This is a genomic window from Zhongshania sp. (assembly GCF_029212375.1).
Classification (GTDB): Bacteria; Pseudomonadota; Gammaproteobacteria; order Pseudomonadales; family Spongiibacteraceae; genus Spongiibacter.
Genome location: NZ_JARGNU010000006.1, coordinates 110,132 through 123,563, shown reverse-complemented (window position 1 = coordinate 123,563; position 13,432 = coordinate 110,132). Strand labels below are relative to the sequence as shown.

General features: G+C 49.3%; 13 protein-coding genes. All 13 read right to left on the bottom strand.

Going from position 1 to position 13,432, the window contains the following annotated elements; all coding sequences use genetic code 11:
- Positions 1-107: 107 nt before the first annotated feature.
- Positions 108-1,058 carry an AEC family transporter gene (locus P1U47_RS08395; protein WP_301028292.1) on the bottom strand — a complete coding sequence of 317 codons (951 nt, stop codon included), beginning with the start codon at positions 1,056-1,058 and terminating at the stop codon, positions 108-110.
- A gap of 198 nt (positions 1,059-1,256) precedes the next feature.
- Positions 1,257-1,646: a zinc ribbon domain-containing protein gene (locus tag P1U47_RS08390; protein ID WP_301028290.1), complete on the bottom strand. Its 390-nt coding sequence runs from the start codon at positions 1,644-1,646 to the stop codon at positions 1,257-1,259.
- 110 nt (positions 1,647-1,756) lie between these two features.
- A complete protein-coding gene (gene fmdA, locus P1U47_RS08385; RefSeq protein WP_301028289.1) occupies positions 1,757-2,989 on the bottom strand; it encodes a formamidase in 1,233 nt (410 codons plus the stop codon).
- 319 nt (positions 2,990-3,308) lie between these two features.
- Positions 3,309-4,337, bottom strand: a complete 1,029-nt coding sequence (locus P1U47_RS08380) for a zinc-binding alcohol dehydrogenase family protein (RefSeq protein ID WP_301028288.1) — start codon at positions 4,335-4,337, stop codon at positions 3,309-3,311.
- A 141-nt stretch (positions 4,338-4,478) separates the two neighbouring features.
- On the bottom strand, positions 4,479-4,922 hold the full coding sequence (locus tag P1U47_RS08375; protein WP_301028286.1) for an adenylyltransferase/cytidyltransferase family protein: 444 nt from the start codon (positions 4,920-4,922) through the stop codon (positions 4,479-4,481).
- Positions 4,923-4,994: 72 nt separating this feature from the next.
- Complete coding sequence (locus P1U47_RS08370) at positions 4,995-5,648, bottom strand: CDP-alcohol phosphatidyltransferase family protein (protein ID WP_301028284.1); 654 nt, start codon at positions 5,646-5,648, stop codon at positions 4,995-4,997.
- Between the two features lie 378 nt (positions 5,649-6,026).
- Positions 6,027-7,085 (bottom strand): AAA family ATPase, encoded by a 1,059-nt coding sequence (locus tag P1U47_RS08365; RefSeq protein WP_301028282.1) that lies wholly within the window; start codon positions 7,083-7,085, stop codon positions 6,027-6,029.
- A 62-nt stretch (positions 7,086-7,147) separates the two neighbouring features.
- Positions 7,148-8,194, bottom strand: a complete 1,047-nt coding sequence (locus tag P1U47_RS08360) for an aliphatic amidase (RefSeq protein ID WP_301028281.1) — start codon at positions 8,192-8,194, stop codon at positions 7,148-7,150.
- Between the two features lie 59 nt (positions 8,195-8,253).
- Positions 8,254-8,943, bottom strand: coding sequence for an urea ABC transporter ATP-binding subunit UrtE (gene urtE, locus P1U47_RS08355; protein WP_301028280.1), 690 nt, complete (start codon positions 8,941-8,943; stop codon positions 8,254-8,256).
- A gap of 63 nt (positions 8,944-9,006) precedes the next feature.
- On the bottom strand, positions 9,007-9,753 hold the full coding sequence (urtD, locus tag P1U47_RS08350; protein WP_301028398.1) for an urea ABC transporter ATP-binding protein UrtD: 747 nt from the start codon (positions 9,751-9,753) through the stop codon (positions 9,007-9,009).
- Positions 9,754-9,755: 2 nt separating this feature from the next.
- Positions 9,756-10,910: an urea ABC transporter permease subunit UrtC gene (gene urtC / locus P1U47_RS08345; RefSeq protein ID WP_301028279.1), complete on the bottom strand. Its 1,155-nt coding sequence runs from the start codon at positions 10,908-10,910 to the stop codon at positions 9,756-9,758.
- Positions 10,911-10,959: 49 nt separating this feature from the next.
- The gene (gene urtB / locus P1U47_RS08340; protein WP_301028277.1) at positions 10,960-11,883 is read right to left on the bottom strand and encodes an urea ABC transporter permease subunit UrtB; all 924 of its coding nucleotides are present in this window, start codon (positions 11,881-11,883) and stop codon (positions 10,960-10,962) included.
- A 132-nt stretch (positions 11,884-12,015) separates the two neighbouring features.
- A complete protein-coding gene (urtA, locus tag P1U47_RS08335) occupies positions 12,016-13,263 on the bottom strand; it encodes an urea ABC transporter substrate-binding protein (protein ID WP_301028275.1) in 1,248 nt (415 codons plus the stop codon).
- Positions 13,264-13,432: the final 169 nt, after the last annotated feature.

Below are 13,432 nucleotides of genomic sequence, written 5' to 3'. Positions count from 1 at the left end.
CTGTAGTGGCGCCCTTTATTGCCAGCAATTTACGATGACGTGCTTACCTAAAATGCCAAGAATTGAAGCGCGCCTAACTGCGCTCTACTCCCCTCGACTGTCACCATTCACACCAAACCTAAGCCACGCAGCAAAAACATAATTACACTGGTTGTTAGCAGCGAGCCGACTGTAGTCAATACAATAATATTAGCCGCGAGCGCCGAGTTTCCACCCATAGCCCGCACCATAATATAGCTCGCTGCTGCCGACGGTGCCGACGACATCAGCGCCAATACGCCCAGCTCCACACCTCGAAACCCGACCGTAACACCCACAGAAATTATCAAGAGAGGAACCAGCAGTAACTTACACACCGTACTGATAAGCGCGCTGCTAAAGTCGGCCCGCAATGCCTTAAAATTTAAACTCGCGCCCGTGCACAATAGCGCCAGTGGCAAGGTCAGCTGGGCAAAATACTCGCCGCTATGTCGTACCAAGGCGGGTAAACGCCATCCTAATCCCGCAAAGATCAGGGCGCCAACAATGCTGATAATAAGAGGATTACGGGCAATGCCTTTTAAGGTAGCCGACCAGCCGCCCGCGCGATTAAGCGAACGACTGAGGGTAATCACCGCCAAAATATTATATAAAATAGTTACCAAGCCCAAATACAGCGAGGCGGTAATCAAACCGGTGTCGCCATAGGCATTCACGCAGTAGGCTAGGCCAATAATCGCCAAATTTGAGCGAAAGCCGCCCTGCACCACCACCCCGCGATCTTCTCGCTTAGGCACGAGGTAATGCGCCATTAACTCCAGCAATAAATACACTATCACTGTGGCGATTAAACCGAAGGCCACCAAAGACACATTGGCAGTATCACTAATACTGGTCTGGCTAATACTTAGAAACAACAGCGCCGGTAAGGTGATATTAAATACCAGCTTAGTACCGACCTCGACGAAGTTGTCATTAATCAGGCGAATTTGATTGAGGTAGGCGCCCAGCGCCAACACCACAAAAATAGGGCCGGTAATTGAAAACGAAAACAACAGGGATTGGATAAAAGCGTGCATGAAAAAACTCGTTGGTATTCAAGGCAAGCAATAACGGCTCAGCGCCTAGTATCACACTGAACCACTACACACACGCCAAGAATACCACGAGCAAAACTATACACGGCACTACACTAGGAATTCAGCCAAAAAAAGAAGGAGCTACGCCACAGCGCGGCTCCTTCAATGTCCCTTCCCAAGGAGAATTTCAAAATCACCTCAGTGACTAATCATCCAGGGTCGCTGGGAGGGAAACACCTTGCTGCCGTCTGGCAGAAATATCGCTTGCTGACGCAAACTACTGCGGTCGGGGTTAATATCTTTGCTCCCGCAGCCACAGCCTTTTTTGGCGGCGGCGTGAGCGCGACGCTGACTCGCGTCTTCGCGGGAATCGGGTGTCGAAATAATCGGCTGATGCAGCGCTTTTTCATTGCGCGCCATCGCCTGACGCTTGGCCGGTGCCATCGCTAACACCTGCGGCGGTATCATAATCACCCGCGCACTGAGCTTGCCGCATTGCGGGCAGGCGCAGGGCAGGGCCGACTCGGCCATGCTGGCCAAGTCATGAAATAGGCCGTGGTCCTGACATTTATAATCATATACAGGCATTGCTTAGTCTCCTCTCGCCCGTTGTTACACGCACTGACCTATTCCCCAATAAGCCAGCGCGCAGTGCCTCATCAATTAACTGTTACGCATTGGGCGTCACAGCTCCGGTGTCACACATCGGGAGACAAGGGCACATCTGCACTACTGCCATCGACCTCGATTGTGGGTCCATTGGCATTGGGCTGCAGATCAAAATCAAAGATGTCGGTGGGTAGCCATAATGTGGCGCAGGCGTTTGGAATATCCACCACCCCACTGATATGCCCCTGCACTGGCGCCACCCCAAGAATGGTGTAAGCCTGCGCGCGGGTGTAACCGAACTTAGTCAGGTACTCAATGGCATTCAAACACGCCTGCCGATACGCAATATGCACATCGAGGTAGTGCTGCTTGCCACCCTCATCCACCGAGATACCTTCAAAAATTAGATAATCATCATACTTAGGCGTGATCGGGCTGGGTTTGAATATAGGGTTTTTAATACCGTATTTTTCAATACCGCCCTTGATTAAATTCACCCGCAAATGAATCCAACCGGCCATTTCTATTGCGCCGCAAAAAGTAATTTCGCCATCGCCCTGACTAAAGTGCAAATCGCCCACACTCAGACCAGCGTCTTTTACATACACGGGAAAATATACCTTCGCGCCCCGCGACAAATCCTTAATATCGCAGTTGCCGCCGTGCTCGCGCGGTGGCACCGTGCGCGCCCCTTCAGCGGCAGCTGCCTTGGCCGCCTCGCCAGTCATACGCCCCATATGGGCGGTTTCGGCATAGGGCAGGGTCGCTAATTCCGGAACCCGATGGGGATCGGTGTCGACCAGGGCTTTTTCACGGGTATTCCACTCGTTTAACATTTCCCTCGATGGCAGGCAGCCAATCAAACCTGGATGAATCAAACCCGCAAACTCCACCCGCGGCACATGGCGCGATTTGGTGAACATGCCGTTAAAATCCCAAATCGATTTCTGCGCTTCGGGAAAATGCTCGGTTAAAAAGCCACCGCCGTTCTGCTTAGAAAAGAAGCCGTTAAAACCCCACTGACTTTCTTCGAAGGTGCCAATATCTAAAATATCGACCACCAATAAATCGCCTGGCTCTGCACCCTCTACACCAACGGGGCCAGAGAGAAAATGCACCTTACTCAAATCAACATCGCGAACATCATCTGCGGAATCATTATTGCTAATCTGCCCGCCGGTCCAGTCTACGCACTCAATTTTAAAATCGTCGCCGGGCTTGACCATCGACACCATCGGAATATCAGGGTGCCAGCGGTTGTGGATCATATCGTTCTCATAAGCCGACTTGCTAAGGTCAACCTTGATGATTGTTTCAGCCATCGTTTCTCTCCGGATCAGTCTTAGAAAATTCTGGACGACACCACCACCGACTTATCGACACCAATCACCCGAGGCAAAATAGTAATAAGCGGCCTTCGCCATGCAGCTACTATCCGCAATCGCGGTTTGATCCGGTATTAGTCAATATGCCCTGAGGGCTACGTTAAATGACGTAGGGGTGATAAAAAGTGCCAACTGAAGCTGAGAAATGAGCTGAGAAAAAGCGCTTGGAAAGTGCCCAAATACGAAAAAGCCGCCGAGAGACTTGACCTAACTCGGCGGCAATACTGCAAGCAAAGACTAAATTGTTGCTGCTATATCAGAAACCTTCTAAAACGATTTTGCCAATCGCCGTACCCGACTCCAATTCGGCGTGGGCCGCTTTGAGATTGTTGGCATTGATAGTGCCAAGGTTTTTGCCACTAGTGGTTTTAATATACGCTTGGTCAACTAGGTCGGCCACGCGGCTTAGCAGCTTGCCCTGCTCGTCCATATCGGCCGCTTGGTACATTGAGCGGGCAAACATAAACTCGATATGCAGCGACTGACTCTTTGTTTTTAATTTCATTACATCTAGCGGCGTAGCCGGATCGTCAATCATCGCGATTTTGCCAAAGGTCGCCAGCATTTCTGGATAGCTGTCAAAGTAGCTGCCGGTGCCGTTCAGGCTGGCAATATGAGTGACCTGTTTAATTCCTAATGCCTCGAGTTGCGGCAGGAGTGGCTTGCTGTGATCTATAACATGATCTGCGCCCTGCGACTTCACCCACGTTTGAGTTCCTGCCCGTGACGCGGTGGCGATCACCGTGGCACCCGTAATGGCCTTAGCAAGCTGAATCAAAATAGAACCGACGCCACCTGCTGCGCCCACCACCAAAATTACCTCGTCGGATTTGTCCGTTGAATTCGCGCCTTGCTGCTTTATTGCAAGATGCTCAAACAACAACTCCCAAGCGGTGATGGTTGTCAGCGGTAGCGCAGCGGCTTCAGCAAATGACAAACTCTTGGGTTTACCACCCACAATACGCTCGTCGACCAGCTGATACTCGGCATTGCTACCTTGACGCGTAAGGTCGCCGGCATAATAAACCACATCACCAGGCTTAAATTTTGTTACTGCTTCACCTACCGCAATCACTTCGCCGGCGGCGTCCCAGCCAATCACCTTGTAGCTACCGTCTTCATTTACCGCCTTCTGGCGAATTTTGGAATCTACGGGGTTAACGGCAATTGCCTTGATCTTCACGAGTAAATCGCGCCCGTTGGCAATGGGCTGCGGGAGTTCGATGTCGATTAATGACTCTGGTTCATTAATCGCCAGTGATTTTTTATAAGCAATAGCTTTCATGGAATATGTCCCAGTGTTGAGTAAAGACCAGCAGTGTAGAGCGAGCGATGCCAAATATAAACAGCGAAGGGGCTACAGCTTTATCGCTGCCAAGCGCACAAGCAATATTAATAGCTTTGCGGCGCCAGCACAGTGATGTATCTAGGCTACGCTTTTCTCAAGATAATTATTTTTATCCGTTTGCGCGATGGTGTGCTTTTTAATTCTGCTAGATGAGGTGCGCGGATTATAAAGCACCTGAATAATTTGTTTGCCCTGGCTTTTTAAGTAGGCTTCCACTTCAAGATTGTGGCGCTTCTTGCCCCAGTCTTCACCCACCACAAAAATATCGGCGTCTACTGCTTTGCAGCCAGAAACATATTCTAACTCGTGGTAGGGCTGAACAATATCAACGCAGCGCAAGGCCTTTAACATTTCCAATCTTTGATCTAAGGGAATAACCGGTGTATTAGGCTTATAGGAGTTCACCACTTTATCAGAGGCAACACCAACCGCCACTACATCGCCCAACGTTTTACAGTACTCTAACAAGGCAAGATGCCCTACGTGCAATAAATCAAATGTACCTACAGTGTATACAACCATTATCCTTTTTTACTCCTCGTTTAAAATAGTGTTTTCTACTGCCGAGTCCAATCTCACTCCACCTTAAGTCAATTACAAAAGCTTCCAGCCATAAATACCGGTAATCGCCAGTGTATAAATTGCCAAGCGATAAACATTAGCCGGATTACCAGAGAGCTTTGGGGTTTTAATCTGCGATACATTCAGCACCGCAAGCCCCACACCGCTGATATAAAGCACAATTGAGAAAACGCCCTGACTTAAAAAACTTTCAAACAAAAATATAAATACCAGAATAATATTGTTGTTATCCAGCGCCAGCCCCGTGTATTTCGCCTCACCAGAAAGACCGAAGGTACTGAAATAACTCAGCCTTATTGCGCTCGCGGCGAGCATAATAAAAGCCCCTATCAGAAAGATTGGCGCAAAGCCGCCAAAACTCAACAGCAGCACCGCGGGTGTAACGCCATAACTTACAATGTCGATTAGCAAATCGAGCTGACCGCCAAAGATGCGGTCGCTGCCGGTGCGCCCTTTCATTCTTCGCGCAACCAAGCCGTCGGCCCAGTCAAAGGCAACAGCCCAGATCATGCCAATCATTGCCGCGTAAAAAACACCTAAAATGCTAAAGTAAATGGCCAGAATGGTGCAGGCTAGTCCCGCCAGTGAACAGATATTCGGCAGGTCTTTTACAAAAGAAAGTATGCTGGGTTGCTGCTCTTTAAATTCAGTATTGCCCGTAGTCATAACACTCCAATAAGTGGCGCTTGATGATCATTTCTGATATCAAGAAAATAGGAAAAATTCGCCAGCATAGCGCTAGAATGTGCGGGCAATATAGGATGTAGCTTTACAGGGTGGAGATGGAAAATCTATATTTTGAGAACCGCAGAGCCCAATATTGAGGTGACGGTGATGGAAATCGCGCGATTGATGCCACGCTAATAAAACGCAGAAAGAACAACAAGAGAGACAACATACCACACATAACATGATTTATCGCGGTATATCAACAAATGACGTGCTCTGGGTATGGGCATGGAGCTGGCGCTGAACCCGATTCCATTGAGAACCGGCTAGCGAAGCACCTCCTATCAAGCTTGAACTAGCACTATTATAAAAGTCCTACACCGCCTCAACCACCAAGCTACTATTCTGAATAAAGCCAATGAAGCGATTGCTCTCTGGCGCTGCCAATATGGCTCTGGCCACTACCGGTTCTAAGCTGGTTCGCAAACGGCGAGCAATATCGCGCGCGCCATAGCGGTCGTCGTAGTGTTTCAAAAGATAATCAAAACAGGGCTGATCCAAATCAAGTTCGACGCCCTGCTTACGCAAACGTCGCCCAAGATTCCCTAGCTCAATATTGAGCAAGGCACTCAGATCGCTGCGCAGCAAATGTTTAAAAACAAGAATAGCATCGATCCTATTAATAAATTCAGGATCAAACTTCTGCCTAAGTGCGCGATCAATCAGTTGTTGTTCGCCAGCCTTCCGTTCAGCAAATACGTATTTTTTATTGCGATGGCGCTCAAGCTCTGACGCGGCAATATTGCTGCTCATAAAGATTAAGCTATTACAAAAATCCAGCGCCTTCACCCCAGACGAAAGACGTAGTTTTCCGCTATCCAATACATTCAATAGCGAGCGGATGACTTCGTCACTGGCTTTTTCTATTTCATCAAACAAGATAACGGACGGCACACTATAGCTCCCCGCTATTTCATCTACAGGAAAGAGCGTATGCCCCTCCTTGCTACCAACATAGCCCGGCGGCGCACCGGTTAATGCAGCGGCATAGTGGTCTTGCGCGAGGGTATTCATATCGATGCGAACCAAGGCCTCGGCGCTACCGCAAATTGCCTCGGCAATAAGCCGAGCAGTCTGGGTTTTGCCAACCCCTGTTGGCCCCAGCAGCAACATCACGCACAGTGGCCGCTGCTTGCTACCAATATCGGCTTTTACCACATGTAACATGTCTTCTATTGCCGCCAGAGCGGCGTCCTGCCCAATAATACGACTGCGCAGCAAGGCCATTACCGCGTCAGGGTCAAAGCGAAAACGGGATTGACGTTTGGCGGTCACGATTTTATCCGGCATGCAGGCCGCTGAAAACAAGCCGGTATTCGCCTGACTGGCTAAACGCGCCTGATTGTCTGCCAATTGGTCGTTTATAAATGGCATGATAAGCCCTCACGTCTACACGTGTGTAACAGTACTGAGGCGCGGCTACGTACTGCATTGCGCTATTGGCCCGCCTGCTCTTCCTTGCCGACAAAGGGAAGCTCGCCCACGGGGCAGTCTGCCACACCAATCGTCGGTCTAGTCATTTTCTCAACATCGGCTTGGGCTTTTTCGGCGTCTAAAACCCAGGTTCGGTAAAAATCGAAGGGACAATCCGCCACACCTTTGTCGCCATCACCAGAGTTATAGACGCCGGTGTAGCCACGGTGGAGTAATTTGAATAGATGATTTTGCGATTGATCATTGGCGCGCGCATCGCGAATTTGACTCACCGACAACTGGGCATATTGCACCCCCATGTCTTCTTCACCACACTCGCCCAAAGTTCGGCCATCAAAGCCAATAATGGCAGAGTGACCAAAATAGGAATACACGCCGTCAAAGCCGCTGGCATTGGCAACCGCCACATAGCAGTTATTTGCCCACGCCATGCTTTTTGCCATCATCACTTGTTGTTCTTTAGCGGGATACATATAGCCTTGGCAGCGCACAATCAGTTCGGCGCCCTTCATGGCGCAGTCTCGCCAAATTTCAGGATAGTTGCCATCGTCACAAATAATCAGGCTGATTTTCATGCCCTTGGGGCCATCGCTAACATAGGTTTTATCGCCAGGATACCAACCCTCTATTGGGCACCAAGGAATACACTTGCGGTATTTTTGAACGATTTCGCCTTGATCATTAATGAGCACAAGCGTGTTGTATGGCGCTTTGTGCGGGTGTTCTTCATGGCGTTCGCCAGTAAGCGAGAATATTCCCCAAGTTTTGGCCTCGCGGCACGCAGCGCTAAAAATAGCGGTTTCATCGCCAGGAATAGTGGCAGCGGTGGCCATCATCTCATCGTTGTCATACATAATACCCATGGTGCTGTATTCGGGAAACACCACTAAGTCCATGCCCGGCAGGCCGATCTTCATACCTTTAATCATCTCGGCAATATTGCGGGCATTGTCCAATACTTGCTCGCGGCTGTGTAAGCGCGGCATTTTGTAGTTAACAACCGCCACGCCAACCGTGTCTGGGCTGCTAGAAATATCACCGTGTCGCATTGTAATCTCCGCCGTAATTCAATCGTTGTTCATTTGTCGCACTGAAATTAATCGCCGTATTACACCGATAGATAGGCTTTGATTTTATCGGTGTCGACATCTTCGCGTAGGTCTTCGTGAATAAAGCTGCCCTTGTCTATCACAATAATTCGGTCGGCTATCGCCATGGTAAAGCTCAGCACTTGTTCAGAAACAATAATGGTGATGTCGCGCAGTTTTTTAATTTCATTAAGCACATTGGCAATGTCTTTGATAATAGAGGGCTGAATACCTTCCGTTGGCTCGTCAAGCAGTAGCACTTTGGGATTCGTCACCAGTGCCCGCGCAATCGCCAATTGCTGCTGCTGACCACCCGAGAGATTGCCGCCTTTACGCTTGCGCATTTCTGCCAGCACTGGGAAGAGCGCGTAGATATCATCGGGAATTTTTTTAAGTTTGGAGACTTCCATTCCCGTTTCAATATTCTCTTGCACGGTTAGCGAGGGAAATATCATTCGCCCCTGGGGAACATAGGCAATGCCATTTTCCACCCGCTGAAAACTTTCTTTACTACTAACATCAATTCCGTCAATTAAAATTTTGCCATCAGCGCTGGGCAAGATACCGATAAGTGATTTAAACAGCGTGGTTTTACCCATGCCATTGCGGCCCATAATCGCAAGGGTCTCATTTTTGGGCACCACAAAATCAAGGCCGTGAATAACTTCACTTTGCCCGTAACACACTTTTAAATTAGAGACTTCTAACATAATTTTCTTTCACCTCGCGTGAGTCACTCATACTTTTCGCCGCTAAAAAATACGCATACGGCGTTAATGACCGAGATAAACCTCAATCACCTTGGGGTCTTTTTGCACATCTTTCATTTCACCAGCGGCCAGAATCTTGCCTTGGTGCAAAACGGTGACCTTGTGGGCTATACGTGCGACAAATTCCATATCGTGTTCTATCACCAGCACCGATCTACCAGCGCTGATTTTGTTAAGTAACTCGGCGGTTTGCTCCCGCTCCTTGACGCTCATACCAGCAACCGGCTCGTCTAGCATGAGCAACTGGGGATCTTGAATCAGCAGCATGCCAATTTCTAACCACTGCTTTTGCCCGTGGCTTAGCAGGCCGGCCTCGGTGTGCAAGGATTTTTCCAGCATGATCTGCTTGGCCACTTCCATAATTTTATCGCGTACCACGGCGTCGTGTTTAAACATCAGCGAGCCAAATACGCCGCGCCCTTTGGGATAGGAAATTTCCAAATTTTCCATCACGCTCAAGTTTTCATAAATCGACGGGGTTTGAAATTTACGGCCCACCCCCGCCCGCACAATTTCGTGCTCAGAAAGATTGGTTAATTCCTTGTTCAAAAATTTTATGCTGCCAGAGGTTGATTTGGTTTTACCGCAAATCAAATCCAACACGGTGGTTTTACCGGCGCCATTTGGGCCAATAACCACATGCAACTCATTTCTGTCTAAGTAGAAGTTCAGGCTATCGACGGCTTTAAAGCCATCAAATGACACCGTGAGATCTTCTATCGCCAAGGTAAAGTCAGTATTGGTGGACATATTCATGAGTTTGACCCCTCCAGCTCAACGCTATCTGCGGTGTTTTCAGATTTATCAAAAAATTTATTGATAAAGCCAAAGCGTTTGGTGATGTGGTGGCCATAGTCTTCCCACAAGCCAGCTAGGCCGTTTGGAAAAAACATAACAACGGCGATGAACAAACCGCCCATGAGGAATAGCCATAGCTCAGGAAAGGATTCAGAGAACGCCGTTTTACCAAAGTTAATCAGCAAGGTGCCGTATACCGCACCGATCAGTGACATGCGGCCGCCAATCGCGGCAAAGATCACCATTTCAATGGAGGGCACAATACCGACGAAGGACGGTGACATAAAGCCGACCTGCAAGGTAAACATGGCGCCGCCTATCGCGGAGATCATCGCTGCAAAGCAGAAGATAAATATTTTAAAATTGGCCACATCGTAGCCCGAGAAACGCACCCGGTCTTCCTTGTCGCGCATGGCCAGCAGTAAGCGTCCAAACTTACTGGTTAAGATAAAGCGCGAGGCAATAATGACCGCGAGGAGCAGAAAACAGTTAATAAAGTAAAACAGATTCTTGGCACTGTCTGAGGTGATGTCCCAGCCATTTAGGGTGCGCAAATCGGTTATGCCATTAATCCCGCCCGTTAGCCCCTGCTGACCTACAATCAGTACCGTTAAGATTACGGAGATAACCTGAGTAATAATGGCGAAGTACACGCCACCGACTCTGCGTTTAAACATGGCGGCGCCAATGATGTACGCAAAGATGGTGGGCACCACTAAGATGGCGATTAAAGTTAAGGTGAAACTGTGAAATGGTATCCAGAAGGTCGGCAGTTCCGTTATTTGGTTCCAGTCCATAAAGTCGGGAATGCCCGGTGTTGACTGGATAGCGGTATTTTCCGGCGACGAGGCCTCTAGTTTTAAAAACATCGCCATGGCGTAGCCGCCAATACCAAAGAAGATGCCCTGCCCCAAACTCAAGGTGCCGCCATAACCCCACAGCAACACCAAGCTAACCGCCGCGAAAGCGTAGGTCAGGTATTTGCCCACCAGATTCAAACGAAAGGAATCGAGCATCACAGGAAACACAACCAGAATCAGCGCCGCTAAGATGCAAAACCCTATTAGCCCCTTTTTATCGCCAAATAATTTTTCGTATACAAAGCTCATCATTAACTCCCAATAATTTATAACCAGATCGCTTAGAGCGAGGCTCGTCTTAGCGACGAACCTTGCTGGCAAATAGGCCTTCTGGTTTGAACATCAAAATTATTACCAAGGTGAGCAAAGTAAAGACTTTGGCCATTGATCCGCTGATAAAGAATTCGAGAATGGATTGGGCTTGTGCGATTGAAAATGCCGAGGCGATTGTGCCAAACAAGCTCGCAGCACCACCAAAGACCACCACCATAAAGGTATCAACAATATAAAGCGTTCCCGTGGTTGGCCCAGTAGACGCAATCGTGGTAAACGCCGCACCGGCCATACCGGCTATGCCGCAACCCAGAGCAAAGGTGTAGCGGTCAATCTTTTTGGTGTTAATACCCACCGCGCCAGCCATAACCCGATTCTGAGTGGTGGCGCGCACCCGCAAACCCCAGCTGGATTTAAACATGAGGTAAAATACTGCCAAGGTGGTGAATATCGTTAAACCGAGCACGAACATGCCGTTAATGGGGATGTCGATCATGTCTGTCGCTGGATAAGCACCCATTAACCAATCAGGTAGCGTGGGGCTAACTTCCCGCGCGCCAAAGATCGAGCGGTAGGATTGCTGCATGATTAAGCTCAAGCCCCAAGTCGCTAACAAGGTGTCTAATGGGCGCTTGTAGAGATGCCTTATCAATATAAATTCTGCGAGATACCCGAGTGTGCCGGCAACGAGAAATGCCGCAGCAATCGAGAACACAAAATAGTACGGCATGAATGCCGGAATATAGGTTTCTGTGAGAGAAGAGATCAGATAGGTGGTATACGCCCCTGCGGCCATAAATTCGCCGTGAGCCATATTAATGACCCCCATCTGCCCAAATATAATTGCGAGCCCCAAGGCCATCAGCAACAGTACGCTGAACAAGCTGATGCCGGCGAAGCCCTGCATTGCGAATATCGCGCCTAACTCGTCGTAGCTATAACCGCCCATTACTTAGCCTCCGCTAAAAAGTACTTCAACATTCTGGTCACTGCTGCTTTCCACTACATCATTTCGCTAAAGAGTTTGGCGAGCATTGCTGCTCGCCGGTCTTGCTAGAATATTTCTGAGACGCCCTAGAGCTTATTGATAACCTTCTGGGAATGGATCTGGCTCAAGCAGTTCAGAGGTATACACCACCTCGGCCTGACCATCTTTCTTCCACATACCTACCCGTGCCTTACTCCAAAGGTGGTGATTGGGGTGAAGTTTCACATAGCCTTCTGGTGCGGTAGTCAGCTCGATATCGCCCTCTTCAGAGGCCTTAACAACGGCGTCTACGTCAAAGGTGCCGGCTTTCTCTACAGCCGCTTTCCACAACCAAGGCCCGAGGTAAGCAGCTTGGGTTACGTCACCAATCACACTGTCGTCGCCCCACATTTCTTTAAAGGCTTTAACAAAGGCCACGTTGTTGGCGTTATCTTGGCTCTGGAAGTACTTCATGATGGAGTAGAAGCCTTCGAGGTTTTCACCACCGATGCCCAATACTTCATCTTCGGTTACCGAGATCGTCAGCAGCGTCTGCTTCTTGGAGTTGATACCCGCCGCTTTAAGCTGCTTAAACCACGCTACGTTACTGCCACCCACTACCGCGGCGTAAATCACATCAGGCTTTTTAAGGCGGATTTTGTTGATGACCGAACCAAACTGGGTATCGCCCAGTGGCTTGTACTCTTCACCCACCACTTTGCCGCCCAGCACGTTTTCTATGTGTTTACGGGCAATTTTCATGGAAGTACGTGGCCAGATGTAATCGGAGCCAATCAGGTAGAAGGTCTTCGCGCCCTTCTCTTTTGCCACCCAGTTCAAACCATCTAGAATCTGCTGGGTCGCTTCCTGACCGGTGTAAATTACGTTCTTAGACTGCTCTAGCCCTTCGTAAAATGTGGGGTAATAAAGCAGGCCATTTTCTTTTTCAAACACCGGCAGCGCTGCTTTACGCGAGGCCGAGGTCCAGCAGCCAAATACGGCGGCTACCTTGTCGTTCACTAATAATTTACGGCTTTTTTCTGCAAAGGTTGGCCAGTCGCTGGCGCCATCTTCTTGAATGATTTTGATTTGCCGGCCGAGAATACCGCCAGATTCGTTAATTTGTTTAATGGCCAGCTTTTCGGCCTCTTGGGCGCCGGTTTCACTAATCGCCATGGTGCCGGTGAGCGAGTGCAAAATGCCCACCGTTACAGTATCTTCGGTAACCGCCTGCCCAGTGGTGGTGGCGGGTGCCGCCCAACTCAACTGCGATGCCAGAATAATACCCAGCGGCAGTGCGCCAAGGGCGCGAACTACCTTGCGGCGCCCCCACGAACGCTGATTATCGGATTTATCACTCATCGTTACTTCTCCTACCCTTGGGTTGCTTGATTCGACAGTGGACAGTCTCCTTAGAAGTTCCCCATCGCACCATGAGGCGAATGCTCCCCCCCAGTAAGTTAAATGACGTATACCGGCCTCGCCGCCAGCGCGGTACCTTCTGCAGGTAAACACCACTCGGGTGCCTTTC